The 20,932-nt window shown below is 67.1% G+C and carries 22 protein-coding genes; 13 read left to right on the top strand and 9 right to left on the bottom strand.

Annotation, left to right across the window (positions count from 1 at the left end):
* Positions 1-67 precede the first annotated feature (67 nt).
* Positions 68-1,684, bottom strand: coding sequence for a methyl-accepting chemotaxis protein (locus ACNSN4_RS08860; protein WP_418285456.1), 1,617 nt, complete (start codon positions 1,682-1,684; stop codon positions 68-70).
* A 146-nt stretch (positions 1,685-1,830) separates the two neighbouring features.
* Here ACNSN4_RS08860 and ACNSN4_RS08855 point away from each other — a divergent pair, with 146 nt between their 5' ends.
* Both ACNSN4_RS08855 and thpR read left to right on the top strand, forming a co-directional pair.
* Positions 1,831-3,624 carry an excinuclease ABC subunit C gene (locus ACNSN4_RS08855; RefSeq protein ID WP_418285455.1) on the top strand — a complete coding sequence of 598 codons (1,794 nt, stop codon included), beginning with the start codon at positions 1,831-1,833 and terminating at the stop codon, positions 3,622-3,624.
* 226 nt (positions 3,625-3,850) lie between these two features.
* Entirely contained in the window at positions 3,851-4,450 is a 600-nt protein-coding gene (gene thpR, locus ACNSN4_RS08850; protein WP_418285454.1) for an RNA 2',3'-cyclic phosphodiesterase, read from the top strand.
* A gap of 59 nt (positions 4,451-4,509) precedes the next feature.
* Here thpR and ACNSN4_RS08845 read toward each other — a convergent pair whose 3' ends face one another.
* Positions 4,510-5,808, bottom strand: coding sequence for a hemolysin family protein (locus tag ACNSN4_RS08845; protein WP_418285453.1), 1,299 nt, complete (start codon positions 5,806-5,808; stop codon positions 4,510-4,512).
* A gap of 222 nt (positions 5,809-6,030) precedes the next feature.
* Between ACNSN4_RS08845 and serA the strand changes: the two genes are divergently transcribed.
* The 3 genes from serA (at position 6,031) to ACNSN4_RS08830 (ending at position 9,899) form a co-directional block, all read left to right on the top strand.
* Positions 6,031-7,635, top strand: a complete 1,605-nt coding sequence (serA, locus tag ACNSN4_RS08840) for a phosphoglycerate dehydrogenase (protein ID WP_418285452.1) — start codon at positions 6,031-6,033, stop codon at positions 7,633-7,635.
* Positions 7,636-7,782: 147 nt separating this feature from the next.
* Positions 7,783-8,589, top strand: a complete 807-nt coding sequence (locus ACNSN4_RS08835; protein WP_418285451.1) for an N-acyl homoserine lactonase family protein — start codon at positions 7,783-7,785, stop codon at positions 8,587-8,589.
* Positions 8,586-9,899 (top strand): hydroxyacid-oxoacid transhydrogenase, encoded by a 1,314-nt coding sequence (locus tag ACNSN4_RS08830; protein WP_418285450.1) that lies wholly within the window; start codon positions 8,586-8,588, stop codon positions 9,897-9,899. Before ACNSN4_RS08835 ends, ACNSN4_RS08830 begins: the two co-directional genes overlap by 4 nt.
* Positions 9,900-9,914: 15 nt before the next feature.
* Here ACNSN4_RS08830 and thrC read toward each other — a convergent pair whose 3' ends face one another.
* From thrC to ACNSN4_RS08810, 4 genes are all read right to left on the bottom strand, one after another.
* Positions 9,915-11,198 carry a threonine synthase gene (gene thrC, locus ACNSN4_RS08825; protein WP_418285449.1) on the bottom strand — a complete coding sequence of 428 codons (1,284 nt, stop codon included), beginning with the start codon at positions 11,196-11,198 and terminating at the stop codon, positions 9,915-9,917.
* Between the two features lie 89 nt (positions 11,199-11,287).
* Entirely contained in the window at positions 11,288-11,503 is a 216-nt protein-coding gene (locus tag ACNSN4_RS08820; protein ID WP_418285448.1) for a DUF7569 family protein, read from the bottom strand.
* A gap of 107 nt (positions 11,504-11,610) precedes the next feature.
* Complete coding sequence (gene upp, locus ACNSN4_RS08815; protein ID WP_418285447.1) at positions 11,611-12,288, bottom strand: uracil phosphoribosyltransferase; 678 nt, start codon at positions 12,286-12,288, stop codon at positions 11,611-11,613.
* Positions 12,289-12,407: 119 nt separating this feature from the next.
* Entirely contained in the window at positions 12,408-12,623 is a 216-nt protein-coding gene (locus ACNSN4_RS08810) for a DUF8107 family protein (RefSeq protein WP_418285446.1), read from the bottom strand.
* A 57-nt stretch (positions 12,624-12,680) separates the two neighbouring features.
* Here ACNSN4_RS08810 and ACNSN4_RS08805 point away from each other — a divergent pair, with 57 nt between their 5' ends.
* Both ACNSN4_RS08805 and ACNSN4_RS08800 read left to right on the top strand, forming a co-directional pair.
* Positions 12,681-13,007 (top strand): hypothetical protein, encoded by a 327-nt coding sequence (locus ACNSN4_RS08805; RefSeq protein ID WP_418285445.1) that lies wholly within the window; start codon positions 12,681-12,683, stop codon positions 13,005-13,007.
* A gap of 76 nt (positions 13,008-13,083) precedes the next feature.
* Positions 13,084-13,323 (top strand): hypothetical protein, encoded by a 240-nt coding sequence (locus ACNSN4_RS08800; RefSeq protein WP_418285444.1) that lies wholly within the window; start codon positions 13,084-13,086, stop codon positions 13,321-13,323.
* Positions 13,324-13,430: 107 nt separating this feature from the next.
* Here the strand turns inward: ACNSN4_RS08800 and ACNSN4_RS08795 are convergent, their stop codons facing one another.
* Positions 13,431-14,744: a CobW family GTP-binding protein gene (locus ACNSN4_RS08795; protein WP_418285443.1), complete on the bottom strand. Its 1,314-nt coding sequence runs from the start codon at positions 14,742-14,744 to the stop codon at positions 13,431-13,433.
* Positions 14,745-14,923: 179 nt separating this feature from the next.
* On the opposite strand from ACNSN4_RS08795, the gene ACNSN4_RS08790 reads away from it, so the two are divergent.
* The 4 genes from ACNSN4_RS08790 (at position 14,924) to ACNSN4_RS08775 (ending at position 18,627) form a co-directional block, all read left to right on the top strand.
* Positions 14,924-15,130 (top strand): hypothetical protein, encoded by a 207-nt coding sequence (locus ACNSN4_RS08790; protein ID WP_418285442.1) that lies wholly within the window; start codon positions 14,924-14,926, stop codon positions 15,128-15,130.
* Between the two features lie 134 nt (positions 15,131-15,264).
* Positions 15,265-15,561 carry a DUF7990 family protein gene (locus ACNSN4_RS08785; protein ID WP_418285441.1) on the top strand — a complete coding sequence of 99 codons (297 nt, stop codon included), beginning with the start codon at positions 15,265-15,267 and terminating at the stop codon, positions 15,559-15,561.
* A complete protein-coding gene (locus ACNSN4_RS08780; RefSeq protein ID WP_418285440.1) occupies positions 15,561-16,568 on the top strand; it encodes an ArsA family ATPase in 1,008 nt (335 codons plus the stop codon). The genes ACNSN4_RS08785 and ACNSN4_RS08780 overlap by 1 nt, the downstream gene beginning before the upstream one ends.
* Positions 16,569-16,770: 202 nt before the next feature.
* Positions 16,771-18,627: a carbon starvation CstA family protein gene (locus ACNSN4_RS08775; RefSeq protein WP_418285439.1), complete on the top strand. Its 1,857-nt coding sequence runs from the start codon at positions 16,771-16,773 to the stop codon at positions 18,625-18,627.
* A gap of 69 nt (positions 18,628-18,696) precedes the next feature.
* On the opposite strand, the gene ACNSN4_RS08770 is transcribed toward ACNSN4_RS08775, so the two are convergent.
* Both ACNSN4_RS08770 and ACNSN4_RS08765 read right to left on the bottom strand, forming a co-directional pair.
* Complete coding sequence (locus tag ACNSN4_RS08770) at positions 18,697-19,365, bottom strand: DUF8052 family protein (protein WP_418285438.1); 669 nt, start codon at positions 19,363-19,365, stop codon at positions 18,697-18,699.
* Positions 19,358-19,738: a cupin domain-containing protein gene (locus tag ACNSN4_RS08765; RefSeq protein WP_418285437.1), complete on the bottom strand. Its 381-nt coding sequence runs from the start codon at positions 19,736-19,738 to the stop codon at positions 19,358-19,360. Before ACNSN4_RS08765 ends, ACNSN4_RS08770 begins: the two co-directional genes overlap by 8 nt.
* A gap of 157 nt (positions 19,739-19,895) precedes the next feature.
* Between ACNSN4_RS08765 and ACNSN4_RS08760 the strand changes: the two genes are divergently transcribed.
* Positions 19,896-20,129: a DUF8007 family protein gene (locus ACNSN4_RS08760; protein ID WP_418285436.1), complete on the top strand. Its 234-nt coding sequence runs from the start codon at positions 19,896-19,898 to the stop codon at positions 20,127-20,129.
* Between the two features lie 86 nt (positions 20,130-20,215).
* A complete protein-coding gene (locus tag ACNSN4_RS08755; protein ID WP_418285435.1) occupies positions 20,216-20,902 on the top strand; it encodes a DUF5828 family protein in 687 nt (228 codons plus the stop codon).
* Positions 20,903-20,932 lie beyond the last annotated feature (30 nt).

Below are 20,932 nucleotides of genomic sequence, written 5' to 3'. Positions count from 1 at the left end.
GCTCGGCGGGGTTAAACGTTCGGCGGCGGGGTATCCGCCCGACCAATGGCCCGAGCGTCCCGCCCCGCTACTGACTCGCGTCGAGCCGCTCGACGCGGGCGATCAGCTCGTCGACCGCAGCCTCCTGGTCCTCGGTCGCACGCACGATGCGATCGGTCGCCTCCCGAGTCCGATCGGAGCGCTCGCGGACCGCCTCCAGCGACGCGGTGAGCTCCTCGACGGTCGCGGCCTGGTCGTCGGTCGTCCGAGCGACCTCGGCGACGCCCGCGGCCGCCTCGTCGACCGCGTTGGCGATCTCGTCGAGCGAGTCGAGCACGGTCTCGATCTCCGCGCCCGCGTCGTCGATACGCGCGTGCGAGCGCTCGACCGCCGTCGACGTCTCGTCCGACTGCGCCTGCAGTTCGGCCAGGCTCTCCGTGATCTCCTCGGTGTAGCCGCGGGTCTCGTCGGCGAGCTTCTTCACCTCCTCGGCGACGACCGCGAAGCCGTCGCCGCCCTCACCGGCGCGCGCGGCCTCGATGTTAGCGTTCAACGCGAGCAGGTTAGTCTGGTCGGCGACGTCGGAGATGACCTCGATCACCTCCTCGATGTCGTCCATTCGCTCGGAGAGGGCACCGACGCTCTCGACCAGCTCGTCGCCGATATCGACGACGTCCTCGGTCGCCTCGCGGGCGTCCTCGCTGGCGTCGAGGCCCTCGTCCGCTGCTTCGCTGGCGGCGACGGCGGCGGAGTCGACCTGATCGGCCGTCGCGGCGACCTCTTCCATCCCCGCGGAAAATGACTGCATCTCAGAGACGCTCTCTTCTAACAGCTCGTTCTGCTCCTCGACGTTCTCGGCGATGTCCCCGGCGGCGTCGCTCGCCTCCTCGACGGTGCCGTCGATCTCCCGGGCCTGCCGGTAGACGCTCTCGGAGAGGTCCTCCAGGTTCTCGGCCATCCGATTGACGACGTCGACGACCGCCAGCAGCTCTTCGTCGAGGATCTCACACTCCTCGTGGCGGACGGCGCGGGCGTCGAGGTTTCCACCGCCGATCTCCTCGGCGGTCTCGCGGATCTCCGCGATCAACCGCTTCGTCGCGTCCCGCTGGCTCACGTTCTCCGTCCGGTCGATAACGGTCTCGGTGACGCCGACGAGTTCGTCGCCGTCGTACAGCGGCGCCGCCGTGAACTCGATGTGTTTCTCGTCGCCGTGGTGGTCGACCATCGTGCTGGTGTCGCGGTAGCGGTTCCGCGCCGAGGCGCAGCGTTCGACGCCGTACACCTCGTCTGCGGCGTCCGGCGCGTCGAGCACCTTGTCGGCGAGCGTGTCCGCCCGGCGGCCGTCCGGGTAAAACAGCTCCGAGACGTGGCCGTGGCCGATCGCGTCCTCGCGTTCGGTTCCCGTGAGCGAGACGATCGACCCGTTCCATTCGGCGACGTTTCCCCGTGAATCGAGAATGAACATCGGGACGCCCGTCGCGTCGAACACCTGTTGGAAGCCGGCTCTCGCGAGCGTCTCGGCACGGTCGGTACCCGACGCCCCGGAGACGGTGTGCGTCTCGTCGTCGATCGCGTCGATGCCGCCGCCGGCGTTCACGCTTCCCCGTTCGTCCGAACCCTCGACGACGACGCCGCCGTCCGGAACCGATCGGGAGTTCTCTCCCCGTCCGAGCGCGCGACGAAGCGTCTCTCGAAGTCCCCGCATATCTACGTGACCGTCGCCGAACCACCTAGATAAACCGTCCCGCCTAAGAATCACCATTGATAATCGGCGGTGCCATAGAAACGAGGCGAGAACCGGGCGATCCGCGCCCGTAGCGTTCAAACGCGTTCGGCGGCTACCACGTTCCAATGGAGGCCGACGCCGTGCGCGAGCGGGCCGGAGCGCTCCCGAGCGAGCCCGGCGTCTACCAGTTCCGTGCCGGCGAGACGACGCTGTACGTCGGCAAGGCGGTCGATATCCGGGATCGCGTCAGATCGTACGCCGACCCGCGGTCCGGGCGGATCCGCGACATGGTCGGGCGGGCCGACCGGATCGAGTTCGCGGTGACGGACACGGAGACGCAGGCGCTCCTCTTGGAGGCGAACCTCATCAAGCGGCTCCAGCCGCGGTACAACGTCCGGCTGAAAGACGACAAGTCGTATCCGCTGGTCGCGTTCACGGATCACCCGGTTCCGCGGATCGAGGTGACGCGCGACCCGGAGGAGGGCGCGGTCGCCTACGGCCCGTTCACGAACAAGGGACGCGTGGAGACGGTCATAAAGGCGATCCGCGACGAGTACGGACTCCGCGGGTGTTCGGACCACAAGTACGCGAACCGCGAGCGCCCCTGTCTCGACTACGAGATGGGGATCTGCTCGGCGCCGTGTACCGGCGAGATCGACGCCGAGAGCTACGGCGAGGACGTGGCGGCGGCACGGCGGTTCTTCGAGGGCGAGACGGGCGTCCTCGCCGACCCCCTGCGTCGGCGGATGGAAGCCGCGGCCGAGAGCGCGGAGTTCGAGCGCGCCGCGAACCTGCGGGACAGGCTGGAGGCGGTCGAGGCGTTCCACGGCGAGGGCGGCGACGCGGTGAGCGACCGGGGCGACGACCGGACCGTCGACGTGCTCGCGGCCGCCGTCGAGGGCGACGAGGCGCGAGTGGCCCGGCTCCACAGCGAGCGCGGCCAGCTCGTCGATCGGAGTCGGCACCGGCTGGACGCGGCGGCCGTGTGGGACGGGGAAGGCGGGGGCGACGGCAGGAGCGACGGGACCGGGTCCGCCGACTCCGAGACCAACACCCCCGCCGCCGTCCTCTCGGCGTTCCTCACCCAGTACTACGCCGAGCGTGAGTTCCCAGACGCGGTGCTGCTCGCGGAGCGGCCCAGCGATCCGGACGTGATCGAGTGGCTGGAGGCGGAAGGCGTCGCAGTCCGGGTACCGGGCGCGGGTCGCGAGTCGAGGCTGGTCGAGCTCGCCCTCAAAAACGCCAGAAAGCGCGACGGCCGCGACGACCCCGTCGGTGCGCTCGGCGAACGGCTCGCGATCGATCGCCCGGCGCGGATCGAGGGGTTCGACGTGAGCCACGCGCAGGGGACCGCCGTCGTCGGCTCCGACGTCTGCTTCGTGGACGGCAGCGCGGAGACCGCCGACTACCGGCGAAAGAAGCTCACCGACCGCAACGACGACTACGCGAACATGCGCGAGCTGGTCCGGTGGCGCGCCGAGCGCGCGGTCGAGGGCCGGGACGACCGCTCCGACCCGGACCTCCTGCTGATCGACGGGGGCGAGGGACAGCTCGGAGCCGCCCGCGACGCGCTCGCGGAGACCGGGTGGGACGTCCCCGTCGTCGCGCTCGCGAAGGCCGAGGAGCTGGTGGTGACGCCGACGGGCGCACAGCGGTGGCCCGACGACGCGCCGGAGCTCCACCTGCTCCAGCGAGTGCGCGACGAGTCCCACCGCTTCGCCGTCTCCTACCACCAGACCGTCCGCGACGAGGTGAAGACGGTCCTCGACGACGTTCCCGGCATCGGTCCCCAGACGCGCCGCCGACTGCTTCGTCGGTTCGGCTCCGTCGAGAGCGTCCGAGCGGCCTCGGTCGACGACCTCACCGACGTCGACGGGGTCGGCGAGGCGACCGCGACGACGCTGCGGGAGCGATTATAAAGAACAAGGGAGTCGGTGGCGACCACGTATAAACGAACAATGCGGTGGCGTCGCCGGCGGGTAGCGCTGGCGGCAAGCGAGCGCTTCGAGTCGTCGCGGCTGGGGCTTTGGAGGCGTTCACCGTCGATCTGCTGTTTGCTATTTATAAGCGAACGGCCGCTCTTTCGAACCCGTTCCGCATGTCATCAACGATTTATAAGCGAACGCGATCGATCCGTACTCGATAATGCGCGCGTTTTTCGCTGTCGACCTCCCGGACGGCCTCACGGCGGGAGTCGCGGAGGCACAGGCCGCGTTCGACGGGGCCGACGGACTGCGGTTGGTGGACCCCGAACGGACGCACGTGACGCTGAAATTTCTCGGCGAGATCGACGAGGGCGACAACGACGGCGACGACGGCGACGACGAGAGCGACAGCCCGACCCTCGACGACGTGGTCGCGGCCGGCGACCGCGCGGTCGAGACCGCCGACGTCGACCCGTTCGCGTGTGCCGTCCGCGGCTTCGGCGTCTTCCCGAGCCTCGACTACGTCTCGGTCGTGTGGGCGGGCGTCGAGGACGGGAGTGCGGAGCTGACAGCGCTCCACGAGGCGCTCGAAGCGGAGACGACCGCACTCGGCGTTGACCCCGAAGACCGCGCGTTCACTCCGCACGTGACGCTCGCCCGGATGAGCGACGCGCGGGGGAAGGGACTTGTACAGGAGGTCGTCCGCGAGCGGGGTCCCGAAATCGGCGAGTTCGAGGTCGACGAGATCCGCCTGCTGTCGTCGACGCCGACGAGCGAGGGGCCGGTGTACGAGACGGTCGCGACGTTCGGGCTCTGTTGAGGGGGCGTCGCGTTTCGGCGGCTGCGGGGTCGCCGATTACCCCGCAGCGGCGTCACCGGTCACGCCGCGACCGCGTCGCCGTCATCGCCGTCCTCCGTGGCGAGCGAGTCCGCACCCGGATGCTCGACGCGAACGCGAGTGATCCGCGTCGGCGTCGCGCCAGTGACCGTGAGGGTCACGTCGCCGACGACGATCGCGTCGCCCTCAGACGGAATGTGGCCGATCCGTTGGGTAATCAGCCCCGCAACGGTATCGACGCCGCCGCCGGTCGGCAGCGCCAGTCCGAGTGCCTCGTTGAGGTGCGCGACGGCGGTCCACCCGCGGACGATAGCGGTGTCGGCGTCGACCACGTCGACGTGGTCGGTCTCGAAGCGGCCCACCAGCTCGCCGACGACCTCCTCGATCAGGTCTTCGAGCGTGACGATACCGACGACCGCACCGAACTCGTCGACGACGATAGCCATCCGGAGCCCGCTCGACCGCATCTCCGCGAACAGCTCGTCGACCGACCCCGTCTCGGGGACGAACGTCGGGTCGCGGAGCGCGCTCGCCAGGGGATCGCCGCGCTCGGCGGCTCGAAGCGCGTCGCGGACGTCGACGGTCCCGACCACGTCGTCGCGGTTCTCGCCGTATATCGGCATCCGGGTGACGCCCTCGCGCGCGGCGGTCGAGAGCACGTCGTCGATCCCGGCCGTGTCGGGCAGCGCGATCAGTTCGGTGCGGGGGACCATCACCGCGGACACCCGCGTCGACTCCAGGTCGAGGACGCCGCGGATCATCGCCCCCTCGTCGGGGTCGAGCGCGCCCGCGGCCTCCCCGGAGAGCACGAGCGTCTCGATCTCCTCGCGGGTGAGGTACGACTCGATGTCGGACTCGCCACCGGTGAACCGGTTGACGACGCCGGAGAGCGCCTCGAACACGTACAAGACGGGACGGACGATCCGCTGAATCGCGACGACCGGGCGCGAGACCCGCAACGCGTGCTTCTCGGCGTTGGCAACCGCGTACGACTTCGGCGCGATCTCGCCGAAGACGATGACGAAAAGCGAGGTGACGAGCGTCGACCCCGTCGCCGCCCCGCCCGCCGAGTAGCCGAATCGAACGAACACCGCGGTCGCGACCGAGGCGGCGGCGATGTTGGCGACGTTGTTGCTCACCAGAGCGGTGACGAGAAACCGGTGTGAGTCCTCGCGGAGCGCCGCGAGCGCTCTCGCACCGGGGACGTCCGCGGCGACGAGCGAGTCGACCCGGTGGCTCGCGACCGAGAAGACGGCGAGCTCGGAGCTGGAAAAGAAGGCGCTGATCCCCGTCAGTACGACGATGGCGGCGACGCCGACGAAGGCGATCGTGAGGTCCATACGCCGTCATACGTGGCCGTATAAAAGGCAGTACCGCCGAGCGGTCGGCGAGCGCGGGGAATCGTCGCGACCGGCGCGTGCACCGCCGCGATCCGGATACACACGAACGACCATTTTCCACCGGAAACAAAGGGGTTCGATATCCACGATAGCGGATCGATCGGGGCGGCAAAACGGCGCGATGAGGAAAGGGTTAACCTCGCGCCGCCGGTGGATCCGTCCATGAAGGTACTCGTGACCGACCCCATCGCAGAGGCGGGGTTGGACCGACTCCGAGACGCCGGCTACGAGGTCGAAACGGACTACGACGTCGACGGCGACGCGCTGCTGGACGCCGTCAGCGACGTCAACGCGCTCATCGTCCGGTCGGGAACCGACGTGAACGAGGCCGTCTTCGAGGCCGCCTCCGATCTGGTTATCGTCGGACGCGCCGGTATCGGCGTCGACAACATCGACCTCGAGGCCGCCACCGACCACGGCGTCATCGTCGCCAACGCGCCCGAGGGGAACGTCCGCGCGGCCGCCGAGCACACGGTCGCGATGACGTTCGCCGTCGCGCGCTCGATCCCGCAGGCGCACGGCCGCCTCGTCGGCGGCGAGTGGGCGAAAGGCGAGTTCCTCGGCACCGAGGTGAACAACAAGACGCTCACCATCATCGGGCTCGGCCGCGTCGGCCAGGAAGTCGCGAAGCGACTCGACTCGCTCGGGATGGATCTCGTCGTCTACGACCCGTACATCTCCGAGGAGCGCGCGGATCGGCTCGGCGCCGAGCTCGTGGAGGACCTCCCCGAGGCGCTCGCTCGCGGCGACTTCGCGACGGTCCACACTCCGCTCCTGCCCGAGACGGAAGGCATGATCGGCGAGGACGAACTGGCCCAGTTGGAGGGCGGCTACCTGATCAACTGCGCCCGCGGCGGCATCGTCGACGAGGACGCGCTCGCCGAGGCGGTCGACGACGGCATCCTCGCGGGTGCCGCGCTCGACTCCTTCGCCGAGGAGCCGCTCTCGCAGGACTCGCCGCTGCTCGACGTCGAAGACATCGTCGTGACGCCACACCTCGGCGCGTCGACGGAGGCCGCACAGGAGAACGTCGCCGTCGACACCGCCGAAGCGGTGATCGCGGCGTTCAACGACGAGCCCGTGCTCACCGCGCTCAACGCGCCCTCGGTCGACGAGACGGCGTTCCCGCGGATCAAGCCGTACATCGCCGTCGCGGAGACCGCCGGGAAGGTCGCCGCACAGCTGCTCGACGGCCGCATCACGAGCGTCGAGGCGGCCTACGAGGGCGACATCGCCGCCGAGGACGTCGAACTCGTGACGGCGTCGGCGCTGAAGGGCGTGTTCGAGCCGCTGGAGTGGCAGGTGAACGCCGTGAACGCGCCGCGGCTCGCCGAGGAGCGCGGCATCGAGGTGACGGAGTCGAAGACCCGACAGACCGACGACTTCCAGAGCATCGTTCGCGTCACCGTGCACAACGGCGAGGACTCGATCGCGGTCGAGGGAACGCTGTTCGCGGGCGAGGACCCGCGAATTGTCCGGATCGACGGGTTCCGCGTGGACGCGGTCCCGTACGGGCACATGCTGGTCGCGCGCAACACCGACGAGCCGGGCGTCATCGGGCTCATCGGCACCGTCCTCGGCGACTACGACGTGAACATCGCCGGGATGTACAACGCCCGCGAGACGCAAGGCGGGGAGGCGCTCACCGTCTACAACCTCGACCAGGACGTGCCGGACGAGGCCATCGAAGCGCTGCTGGCCGACGACCGGATCGTGGAGGTCACCGAGATCACGCTGGACGAGGCGGAGGAGCGGCCGGCGGAATAGATCGTCACGGAAGCGGATCTACCGCAGTTTTTTCGCCGTCTACGGCCGTTTCAAGCCGTGCCGCGTCGATTTCGCAACGAAGCAACAGAGACGTGTCCGTGTCGCGGGAGGTACGTTTATCACGGATTATGATGATTATCCAACGTAATGGTAGACGCCGAAGTCCACGTCATCGACCGCGGAGGGCTGTACTGCGATATGAACTATATGATGGAGGCGAACACCATCGGGAGCCACGACGAGCCGAACCCCGACACCGAGTACGGCGAAATTCCGGTGTGGAACCTCGTCATCGATCACCCGGAGGGAACGGTCCTCTGGGACACCGGTTCACATCACGACGCGGCCGACGGCCACTGGCCCGAGGGTCTCACCCAGGCGTTCTATCCGCACGACGCGAGCGAGCACCGACTCGACGACGACCTCGAAGACGCGGGATATGATATCGACGACATCGACGCGGTGTTCCAGAGTCACCTCCACCTCGATCACGCCGGCGGTCTGGAGTTCTTCGCGGGCACCGACACCCCGGTGTACGTCCACGAGGAGGAGCTGAAGTTCGCGTACTACAGCGCGAAGACCGACGAGGGGAGCGCCGCGTACGTCCTCGACGACTTCGACCACGATCTTAATTGGCAGGTGCTCCACCGGGACCGCGAGGAGCACTTCACCGACCTGGAGTTCGTTCGGTTCCCCGGCCACACGCCGGGGCTCACCGGCTCCGTGATACACCTCGATTCGGACGGAACCGTCGTGTTCACCGGCGATCAGGTGTATATGGACGAGAACTACGAGAACGACGTTCCGCTCGGCGGCCCCCTCGTGTGGGGGAAGACGGAGTGGGCCGAGAGCATGAATCGGATCCGCGAGTTGGAGCGACGCCACGACGCCGAAGTCGTGTTCGGACACGATCCCGAGCAGTTCGCGTCGATCCAGCCGGGGTGGGGGCTGTGAGCTACGAGCGCTCCGTCTCCGCCGACCCGCACCAGCTGTCGCCCGAAACGGTCTGGGAGGTCCGGATGCCGGCGATCCGAGTCGGAGCGGATGCCGCCGACGAGCTCGGCTACCAGCTCGGGCAGCTCGGTCTCACCGGCGACGGCCGCGGACTGATAGTGACGGACGAGGACCTCGTCTCTCTCGGTCACGTCGATCGCGTCGCCGACGAACTGACGGCAGACGGGTTCGACGTCGACGTGTTCGACGGCGTCGAGCGCGAGCCCAGCATCGGCGCCGTCGAGGAGTGTATCGACTTCGTCCGCGAGGAGATGGGCGAGGACGGATACGACTTCTATCTCGGACTCGGCGGCGGGAGTTCCATGGACACCGCGAAGGCGACGCGAGCGATCGTCGCCAACGGCGGCGAGGTGCTCGACTACGTGGCGGCGCCGACCGGCGCGGGCGAGAAACTCACCGAGTCGGGAGCGCCGCTCGTTCTGCTCCCGACGACGGCGGGGACGGGGTCAGAGATATCGCCCGTGGCGATCCTCTCGGTGCCCGACAAGGAGATCAAAGAGGGAATCTCCAGCACGCACGTCCGGGCGGACGCCGCCGTGCTCGATCCGACGCTCACCACGACGCTCCCGCCGGATCTCACGGCCAAAACCGCGATGGACGCGCTCGGACACGCGATCGAGGGGTACACCACGCACCGGTACGACGACCTGCTCCGGCCCGAAGACCCCGCCGATCGTCCGGTGTACGCCGGGCGCACCGGGTTCACGGAGATGTTCAGCGAGAAGGCGATCGACCTCCTCTCGTCGAACGTGCGCCGCGTCGTCAACAACGGCGACGACATCGAGGCGCGCGGCGCGATGTTGAAGGGCGCGTTGTTCGGGGCGATCGCCGGACTCACCGCCGGTGCGAGCCTCGCACACGCGATGGCGTACCCCGTCGGCAACAACTACCACACCTACCACGGGGAGACCATCGCCGCCCTGACGCCCGCGAGCACGCTCGGCTACAACGTCGCCAGCGACCCGCCGCGATTCGCCACGGTCGCCGAGATGCTCGGCGCAGACACCAGCGGAATGAGTACGCGAGACGCGGCCGACGAGGCCCGCGAAGAGTTCGTCCGCCTCCAGCGCGACCTCAACGTGCTCCCGAGCGGACTCAACGAGTTGGCCGGGATCACCGTCGATGACACCGAAGAACTCGCCGAGCGCACCGTGGAGAGCCAGCAGCGGCTGCTTCGATGTAACCCGCGACCGGTGACGAAAGAAGACGTCGAGGAGGTGTTCCAAGACGCGCTGTACAACTGGGAGTGACAGAGTTCACCCCACTTATCCGTGCAGGTGGTCGAGCACCGCACCCACGTCGTTCGGGACGGGTTCGGGGTCGCCACCGGCCTCGTAGGCGGCCTCGGGGTCCTTGAGGAGGTGCCCGGTCGTCAGACAGACCACGCGCTCGTCGTCGCCGACGACCCCCTGCCTCCGGAGCTTCTTCAGACCGGCGAGACTCGCGGCGGACGCGGGCTCGACGCCGACGCCCTCGCTGGCGAGGTGACGCTGCGCGGCGGTGATCTCGTCGTCGCTCACGGCGACCGCGGTACCGCCGGTGTTTCGGATGCCCGGGATCGCCTTCGGCGCGTTGACCGGGTTGCCGATGCGGATCGCGGTCGCGCGCGTCTCGACCTCCTCCCAGCGGCGGATCTCGTCGTTCCCCTCCTCGATCGCCTCGACCATCGGGGCGGCGCCGTCGGCCTGCACGCCGGTGAGCTTCGGCACCTCGTCGATTTCGAGCGCCCCCGACTGGACCAGCTCGCGGAATCCTTTATACAGTGCCGAGGTGTTGCCCGCGTTGCCGACGGGGAGGACGATCCGGTCCGGGAAGGTTCCGTAGTCGGCGTGAAACTCCTCCAATATCTCGAAGCCGATCGTCTTCTGCCCCTCCAGGCGGAACGGGTTCAGCGAGTTGAGGAGGTACGCCTCGCCGCGGGCCGCCAGCTCCTGGACGATGTCGAGACAGGCGTCGAAGTTGCCGTCGACTTCGAGGATGCGGGCCCCGTGGAGGCTCGCCTGCGCGACCTTCCCCGCCGCGACTTTTCCCTGCGGCAGGAGGACGAGCGTCTGCATGCCGCCGCGGCCGCCGTAGGCCGCGAGCGCGGCGCTCGTGTTCCCCGTGGAGGCGCACGCGAGCGCGCCGACGCCGAGCTCCTTGGCGACGCGGACGCCGACGGTCATCCCGCGGTCCTTGAACGAGCCGGTCGGGTTCATCCCCTCGTGTTTGATCCGGAGCGTGTCGACGCCGACAGCCTCCTCGATCCGGGGGACGCGGTGAAGCGGGGTGTCGCCCTCGGGGAGCGTCACGCCGAGGTCGAACGGGAGCGCCTCGCGGTACCGCCAGACGCCGCGGTCGGGACCCTCGGAGGGGGCGCCCGCGCCGAACTCGTCGAACGTCGGCGGGTCGTCGTAGCGGACTTCGAGGAGACCGTCGCACTCGTCGCAGGTGTACCGAACGTCCTCGAACGGGGCGAACGTCTCGTCGCACTCGATGCAGGCGAGCCACGTGCCGTCGGCGGCGCAGTCGGGCGCCGACGGCGCCGGGGCGTCGATGGCGAAATCCATTACGCTTCCGTCCGTCCCGGCGCGGCTTAAGACGGGCGGTCGGGACGGACGTTGCCATAGAGGGTTAAAAGGGTCGAGCCTCCCGCCGCTCAGTCGACGATGATCTCGGAGCTCCCGTTGCTGTCGTCGGGACCCGACCCCAGCCGGTCCTGATACCGCCGGATCCAGTCGGCAAAGCAGTCGGGACAGAGCCGTTGGGTGTCGATGTTCGCCCGGTCGACGCTCAGTCTGACCGTCCGCGAGAGCGCGTCCGTCGTCGGCTCGCCGCAGCTGTCGCAGGGGTCGTTCGTCGGCGCGTCGCTCATACGGATCGGTCGCGGGGGTAGTTCTTAAAAGTACGTCGACGCGGTCGAGCGGGGTACGTCGGCGACCAAGTCGAAAGTGAGCGATGGCCGCAGTGTCGGAATCGCGGTCAGACCGTGCGGAACGCTCGATCGCCGGCGTCGCCCAGTCCGGGGAGGATGAATCCGTCGTCGTCGAGGCGGTCGTCGATAGCGACCGTCAGCAGGTCCGCCTCCGGCACCGCGTCGCTCACGCGGACGAGCCCGTCGGGCGCGGAGACCGCCGAGAGCACGAACAGGTCCTCGAAGTCCTCGGCCTCCGCGAGGATGTGATCGAGGACGGCGCACATCGTCGAGCCGGTCGCTAACATCGGATCCGCGACGATCACCGTGTCGTCGGGGCCGATCTCGGGCAGCTTGACGTAGTCGATGGTGATCGGGAACTCGCCGTCGTCGTTCATCCCGGCCTCCTCGTCGCGTCCGGCGGAGATGACGCCCTGTTTCGCGCGCGGGAACGCTTTCAGGAGGCCCTCGACGAACGGGGTCGCGGCCCGGAGCACGTTGATGATGACCACGTCGTCGAGCCCTTTGACGCGCTCACCGGTCGTCTCCTGTAGCGGTGTCTGGACGGGGACGTACTCCGTCTCCATCGCGCCGTCGATGATCTCGTAGCCGCAGATCCGCCCGAGCTTCACGAGGCCCTTGCGGAACGCGACCTGCTCGGTCTCGACGTCGCGGAGCCGCGAAAGCGTGTCTTTCGCCAGCGCGTGGGTGATGAGGTACGCGTCGTCGCGGTCTTCGATCGTCATTATCGGAAACGCGGCCGCGTTCGGCTTAAAGGGTGCCAAACGGCGGTAGTCGCGGTCGGTCGCGACGCGCTCGGTCAAGCCCCCGCCTCTCGCTCACCGCGACACGGCAACAGACGTCGCTACCGCAACACGGCGACGTACGTCAACGCGAAGATGATCAGCGCGAGCGTGACGACGTTCGTCGTCGTGAGCACGGCGATATCGAGGAGGTCGAGCCCCCACATCGCGGTCCACGCGAACCACACCGAGAGGATCGCGTTCAGTATCAGCAGCAGCCGTGGGTCCCCCTTCGACTCCTCGACCCCGTCTCGGATCCCCTTCGGCTCTTCGCTCATACGCCGAATGATAGTGACCCCCACTTAGCTCTTGTCCGTGCGGAGCGTAGAATGGGCATGGCGTTCGAGTTGCGCGTTCACAATCGACACGGTAACCGGATCGATCCGGTTCCGTTCCTCGTCAGCGTCGGGCTCGCGTTCATGCTCACTATGTCGTTTGGGCCGATATACGGTCTCTCGTACGGGCTCGCGTTGTCGACGTCGCTGGCGCTGTCAGCGGTGGCGTTCTGTGGGCTCGTCGCCGTCGCGTACGCGCAGTTCGTCCGGTCTGCGCCGCCGCTCGACGCCGGTCCGCTCCCGCCCGGACCGCGATTCGAACGGCTGCTCTACGCCGCGCTCGGGATCGGGGTCGCCCTCGTCGGGCTCACGGTGCCGCTGCTGTGATCCGAGTGCTCGCGTCTGTGCGTGTGAATCGCACACCACTGATCGAGTATACCATACACCACGCTAAAACGACGTCATGGGAATCTTCGACACGGTAACCGGTTTCCTGGAGTCGTCAACCGAGCGAGCGCCGGGGACCGCCGGGGACGACGGCTCCGAGGGGTCGTACTGGTGTGACGACTGCGGAGTTCGAGTCCGCGACGTCGACGTCGACGAGAAGGGGCTCCCGCGCGATAACAAGGGGACGCCGAGATGTCCGGACTGCGACGGGCGGATGCGGTTCGAGCGCGCCAGCGGCACGGGGTGTGCCTGTTGAGCGGCAGCGTCGGTATCTCGACGACACTCGGCGACTCGACGACACTCGGCGACTCGACGACACTCGGCGACTCGACGACACTCGGCGACTCGACGACACTCGGCGACTCAGGGTTCGCGGAGTGCGATCTCTTCGCCCTGCTCGGTCGGGAAGGGGAACTCGCCTCCAGTCGTCTCGCCCGGGAGTTCGTCACCGCGTTCGCGGAGCGCGCCCCACTCTTCGTCGGTGACGAGCGCGTCGTCGAGTCGGCCGACGAGCGCGGCCTCGTCCATCTCCGTACCGATGACGACGAACTCCGTGAGGCGGTCCCCTCGCTCGTCGTCCCAGTCGAGGTTCGGACGGTTCGACCGGAGCATATCGCGTTCGACCGCCGGCAGGCTCGCGATCCACGGGCCGAGCGCTCCCACGCGGACCGAGAGACCCGCCTGCCCGACCTGCTGGCGTTGGTCGGTACCGGCGACCCAGAGAGTCCCCTTCGAGCGGACGACCGACGGCGGGAGGTCGCGGAGGATCGCGGCGAGCCGATCGGGATGGAACGGTCGCCGACGGCGATAGGTGAACGAGGTGACGCCGTACACCTCGTCCGGGTGGCGGTGGGCGTGCCCGCCGTCGTTTTCGCGGTGATCGTGGGCGCGGCCGTCTGCTTCGTGACTGTCGTGGTCACCCACCTCGTGTCCGTGATCTTCCGCAGCGTCCGCGAGCGCGCGCTTCCACCCCGGGAGGGCCCCGACCTCGTGCTCGTCGAACAGACCGACATCGAGGAGTCGCTCGGGGTCCACCGCGGCGAACTCGGTGACGATCGCCTCCGCATCGGGCTGAAGCGCGCCCACGAGATCGACCGCCTCGTCGATCTCGTCGTCGGTACAGAGGTCGGCTTTGTTACACACAACCACGTTTGACACCTCGATCTGTTCGACGAGGAGGTCTGAGAGCGGGCGGGTTTCGTCGTCGCCGTCGACCGCGTCACCTTCGCTAACTCGTCGCTCGGGGGTCTCGGAGCCAGCGAACGAATCGAGGAACTGGCGCGTGTCGACCACGGTTACCAGCGCGTCGACCCGGTAGCGGGCGGCCGCGCGCGACTCCGTAGTAAATAATCGGGCGACCGGCGCGGGCTCGGAGATCCCGGACGACTCGACTATCAGGGCGTCGAACGAGCGCTCGTTGGCGAGCCGGACCACCGCGGTTTCGAGGTCGTCCTGCAGTTCACAGCAGATACAGCCGTTCGACAGCTCCGTGACCCCCTCAATATCGACTTCTGACTCCTCGGCGATCAGCTCGGCGTCGACGTTCACGTCTCCCATGTCGTTGACGAGCACCGCGATATCGCGGTCGCCGGCGTTCGTGAGGAGGTGGTTCAACAGCGTCGTCTTTCCCGCTCCGAGGCTCCCCGAGAGCACGGTTACCGGGATCCGATCGTCCATGGGAGTCGGTCTATGGCCAGAGCCCTTGAACTCCCCGGCAATTCACGGAGTGAGGAGTCAGCCACAGTTCGACGAACGCGTTCGACGCGTGGTTCCGAGGGCAAATTCGCCGCGCGATTATCGCGGTTCGAGCGTCGCGAGCCGATACGTTGATAGGCCGGGGCCGCGGACCGCGGAACATGATTGAGTACGTGTCCATCGTGGGGATCATCGGTACCCTGGTGACGTTCCTCATGATCGTCGCGATGCTGTACCTCGTCTGGTTGGCGCTCGGCCAAGACGCACACACGCCGAGCCCCGGCGAGACCGAACAGCCGGAGCTCGCGGACGGAGAGGAATCGACCGAAACTCAGGGCGAACTCACCGCCGACGGCAACTCGGCGTAAACGGAGACGTAACCGATCCTCCGGCGGATTTCTCGCGACCGCGTCACGACAGTTCGTGACATCTCCAGCCGCGACAGCAGTTGCCGCGTCCAGCCGCGACAGCTTTTACCGCGCCCCGGTGATCATGACGGATAATGACAGTCGCTGACCGAATCGCCGCCTTTCGGGAGGTTCTCGACGAGTGGCTCCGCGGGCTGTACCACGGCATGATAACGCATCCGGCCTACGAGAAGATCGAGAAGGAGGCGGAGGACACCGAAGACGAGTTCATGCTCGCGTGTTTCCCGGACGCCTTCGGGATCCCCTCGCCGGTGTCGTACTACACCGCCGAGCTGCTCCCGTACCTCGAAGACGAGTTCGAGGCGTGGGAGCGGCGGCTGTGGGACCGAGAGAGCCTGATCGAACGAAAGGGACAGCAGTACCACTTCTGATGGAGCCGTTCGTCTTCTTCGGCGGCAAAGGCGGCGTGGGCAAGACCACCGTCTCCTGTGCGTACGCGTATCGATGTGCGAACGCGGGGGTGCGGACCCTCGTCGTCTCGACGGATCCCGCCCACTCGGTGTCGGACGTGTTCGACCAGCAGTTCGGCGACGAGCCCGAGTCCGTCGACGGCGTCGACGGGCTCGACGCGATGGAGATCGACCCGGACGACGAGATGCAGCGGCACCTCCAGGAGATCCGAGAGGGGCTCTCCGAGCAGGTGTCGGCCGCGATGGTCTCCGAGATCAACCGTCAGCTGGAGATGTCACACGGGACGCCGGGCGCGTACGAGGCGGCGCTGTTCGACGCCTTCGTCGGCGTGATGCGCAACGAGAGCGAGTCGTACGACAGAGTCGTCTTCGACACCGCACCGACCGGTTCCACGCTGCGGCTCCTTGGACTCCCGGAGTTCCTCGGCGACTGGATCGACCGACTGCTGTACAAGCGTCGCCAATCGATCGACCTGTTCGAAAAGGCCGCGATCGGAAACATGGAGCCGCGACGGCTGATGGACGGCGACCCCGTTTTGGAACGGTTACAGCGCCGCAAGGAGTTCTTCGAGTTCGCCGGCGACGCCATGCGCAACGACGCGGCCTTCTTCCTCGTCTTGAACCCCGATCAGCTATCGGTCAACGAGACCGGGCGCGCGATCGAGGGGTTCACCGAGCGCGACCTCCGCGTGCGGGGGCTCGTCGCGAACAAGCTCACGCCGTCGCCCGACGACGACGAAAACGGACGAGGCGCGCGGTATCTCCGCGAAAAAGTCGCGACCGAGCGGGATCGAATCGAACAGGTCCGCGAGGAGTTCACGCCGCCGCTGGTCGCCGAGATCGAGTCGCGAACGACGGAGGTCCGGGGCGACGTGCTGTCGGACGTGGCCGCCGAGCTCGACGTGGAGACAGGCGCCGACGGAGGGCCGGATATCGGTGGGGACGAGACGGTGCGCGCCGACCGATAGGGATCCGCATCGACCGCCGAGCGTGAGCGCGTGCGAATGACAACGGCAACCCCACTCGCGGATTTTATATTGTTAGTTAGGAAATAAACCGCGATCCGCGGGATGAAACCGCGTTCAGGCGACATGATGTGACCGAAACATCACGATTGAAGACAATACTTAAGTATGAAATAGTGAATCGATACCACGAGGCAGTCAATCTATGACAAGCGTAATTTGGATCGTAGTTGCCGTGCTCGGCACGTTTACCGTCGGATACATGGGGTATTCGCGGTATCTCTCGCGATTCGTCGAACTCGACGACGAGCGGGAGACGCCGGCACACAAGTACGAAGACGGACAGGAGTACGTACCGGCGAAGAAGCCGGTGCTACTGGGGCATCACTTTTCAAGTATCGCGGGCGGCGCGCCGATCGTCGGCCCGATCACCGCGGGAGCCATCTGGGGCTGGGTTCCGGCGCTGCTGTGGGTCGCTATCGGCAACCCGCTGATGGGGGCGGTCCACGACTTCATTTCGCTGTCGAGTTCGATTCGCCACGAGGGTCGGTCGATCGGCTACATCGTCGGCCAGTACGTCGGCGAGCGGGGGAAGAACCTGCTGCTGTGGTTCGCGTTCCTCACGATCATCCTCGTCGTGGCGGTGTTCGCGCTGGTCGTCGGGATCGTGTTCAACGCGTATCCGCAGGTAACGACGGCGAGCTTCGTCTATATCCTGTTAGCGCTCGCCTTCGGCGTGTACCTCTACCAGCTCAACGGCCCATTCATTCCGGGGACCGTGCTCTTCGTCGCCGGCGTGTTCGCCGGCGTCTGGGTCGGGATCCAGTACCCGTTCGCGCTGTTCCCGGGCGATTACCCCGCGGGGACGTTCGTCCTCGCAGAGACGCTCGGACTCGGCGCCGGCGAGTGGGTCCCCGGCGCACTCGCACCCAACGTCATGGCGTGGGTGCCGCTTATCATGGTGTACGGAGCCGTCGCGAGCGCGCTCCCGGTGTGGGTGTTGCTCCAACCCCGTGACTACCTCTCGTCGTTCCTGTTGTACACCGGTGTAGGGGGCGGTATTCTCGCGATCATCGTCGGAACGATCTTCGCGACGTCCAGCCAGCCGCTCGTCATCGACTCCTCGCTCGGGGCGTTCCAGGGCTTCTGGGGGCTCGAAGCGGCCGGACTCTGGCCGTTGTTCCCGCTGCTTTTCGTCACCATCGCCTGCGGGACGATCAGCGGATTCCACTCGCTCGTCTCCTCGGGGACGACGTCGAAGCAGCTGAACAAGGAGAGCGACGCCCGCCTGATCGGCTACGGCGGGATGCTCGGCGAGGGACTGCTCGCCGCGCTCGCGCTGTCGACGCTTGCGGTCGCCGGACTCGGTGCGACCGTCGTCGAGGCCGGTGGCGGCATCGGCGGTGCGCTGCCGAACTTCGCGGCCGGTGGGGGTATCATCCTCACCAGCCTGGGGATTCCCGAGGCTATCGGGGCCGTCTTCATGGCGCTCGTCCTGGTGAGCTTCCTGCTCACCTCGACCGACACCGCGGTGCGTCTGGGGCGGTACATGATGGAAGAGATCGTCGGTATGGACGACGGGATGACCGTCTCTGGACTCTCCGGCGACCTCGGCTCGATCGCCCGCGGGCGGTACACGAACCCGCTCGCGCAGATCGGTATCGCCTACGTGCTCGTCGTCTCGGGTGAATGGGCGACGCTCTGGGGACTGTTCGGCGGTGCGAATCAGCTGCTCGCGGCACTCGCACTGCTTACCGGAACGGTCTGGCTCGCCAACTGGGACGAGTCCAAGCAGCTCATCTCCACGGGCGTCCCGATGGTGGTGATGGTGACCATCACCATATTCGGGCTCACGTGGCTCGCGCTCTACGAGAACCTCTACGTCAATCTGATCCAAGGCGGTGCAGTCGGCCTGGGGGCACAGCTGTCCTCGGCCGCACAGATGATCCTGGCGCTCGTCTTGATCACGTTGGCGTTGTCGCTGGTGAAGATCGGTATCGGCAACCTCAGGTCGGTTCGTGGGGGCGACAGCGCCCCGGCGGCCGAACCGAGCGACGACTGAGACGCCCCGGCTCCCCGTTCGGCTCTTTCCCGCTTTCCCCCTTCGTAAAACCCGTGAGCGACCGCGATCCTACCGCCAGAACCGCTTCGCGAACCGCGAGAAGAACCCCTCGTCCGGCTTCTCGATGCGCTCCCAGAGTCGAAACGCACCGGCGACGTCCGCCGCCTCGCTGGCGACGAGCCGCTTTTGTTCCGGGGCGACGACGACGAGGTTCACCTCGTAGTGCCCGTAGTAGCCGAATTTGAGGAGGGTTCGGTCGCGGAATCCGTCGACGAAATCGACGACGTCGTCGGAGAGTCGATCGGCGACGAGCACGACGGTGACGTCGGTGCCGAAGTGCTGTTCGTCGCCGTCGACGCGCTCGTCGGCGACGCCGTGCGCGAACTCGACGAGCCGTTCCAACTCACCGACGGTCGGGGTCGACACCCGCCGCGCGAAGAGATACTCCATCATGTCGTGGTCGGCGTAGCTCAGTGCGGGGTGGAGGAACTGCTTCTGGCTTCGCATCCGCATCTCCGCGTACAGTTCGAACCGCTCGCCGTCGACGACGACATCGCGGTCCAAGTCGTAGCTGTACATGAGCCGGTCCGAGACGCGGTCGAGGTACTCGTCGTCGTAGTCGGGGACGTTCTCGCGGATCTCCGCCGGCAGTACTTCGGGGTCGTCACGGTCGTCGCGGTCCCCCTCCGAGCGGCCGTCATCGGTTCCACCTCCCTCCGCGTTCGCTGGCTCACTCATCGTTAGGATCGTACGCGACCGCGTCGTCGGCGGCCGGCGGTGCGCCGACGGCGAGCACCGTCACCGGTTCGTCGGCGTCGGCCGAGTTGTACGCGCGCTGCGGGCTCTCGGGGTCGACGACGAACAGGTCGTCTTCGGAGACATCGTAGGTCCGTTCCGGAGTTTCGACCGAGAGCGTTCCGGAGAGCACGTAGAACGCCTCCTGTTGCGTCTCGTGGTAGTGATACGTGAGCGGGAGCCGTTCGCCGGGCTCCGCTCGAAACCGGTTGATCGCGACGGCATCGAGCCCGCCGGGATCGGACAGTTTTCGGCACTCACAGGGTCGATCCGCCGCTGGCTCGACCGAGTCGGTGTCGACGACGCGGTATCCCATGTGAAGCCATTCCATAGACCGGGTAAAAAGGTCGTCGGGGCGGTGGCGTCGGTGGGGGAGCAAGCCGAGTTCATCGAGAGAGCGCAGAGATCGACCGAATACGGGGACAATACCGGGTTTTAACACCGTGGAAGGCGTTCGTACGGTAGAGAGACGCATGACTGATGAAGAGATCCGAACGGAGGCGTGCGGACGGTGCTCGATGTCGACCGTGGTTGGAGCGGTGAGAGGGGACCAAGACCCGGAAGAGCGCGCCAAACGCGACCCCTTCGGCGGCGAGCGGATCGAGGTCGACGAGTCGTCGATTCGCCGAGTGTCACCGGCGGGGTATCTCAGCGACCTCAAAGACCGAATCGACGCGCTCGGACGACGACTCGCGTACGGGAAGTGACGAGGGCATCCGTGGCCGTCAAACGGTAACAAGTTACGTCAGTTCGGAGAGACTTATCCCTGTTCGCACCGTAGCGATGCCAAGCGATGGAAGAGAGCATCTCCGGGTTCAAGGTGCGCGGAGACTGGGGAGATATCGTCGAACACGGCGAGCGCATCGCGTTGGCGCTCCGTGAGACGGGCGTCGACGGCGACGCGTACCACGATTTCGACGACTGGCGACCCAAGTCCCACGAACGAATCGACGAGGACGTCTCGGAAAAGACCGCCGAACAGGCCTCCGTCAGCGAAGGCGAAGGCGAACGCGCCGGAAAGACGGCCGGTGACGACCTCCAGACCGCCGGAGAGAAACTCACGGAATCGTACGAGAAGGTCGAAGAGAACGACACGGAGAGCGCGATGGAGAGCTGGGGCGAGTCGATCAGTCACGTGGCGCGCGCGGCCGATTCGGCGAGCAGAAAGGCTCTCAGAAAGGTCGAAGACACGGTGTACCGAAAGGTGATGACGCAGGTCGCGCCGTACTACTTCGACAACGAACTCGTCAGTGCCAACGTCCAGGAGGTCGGCCGCGGCGAGAACGGCGAGACGTTCGTTTTCGAAGTGAACATCAACGACGACGAGCTGAAAGACGAGGTCGGCGACGTCCTCGCGGAGTACGAGTCGGAGATCGACCGCTGGCACGTCGAGACGGAGAAGCGGACGGACGACGTCGCCGCCGCCGAGGGCGTCGAGCCGCCGGAGCAGGAGGGCGGTCCCGACTCGACGATGACCTGACTGGCGGCGATCTCCGTCCGGGGCCGAAGA

The sequence above is a fragment of the Halorubrum marinum genome (genome assembly GCF_048381195.1).
Classification (GTDB): Archaea; Halobacteriota; Halobacteria; order Halobacteriales; family Haloferacaceae; genus Halorubrum.
This window is presented reverse-complemented; position numbering and strand designations above follow the sequence as displayed.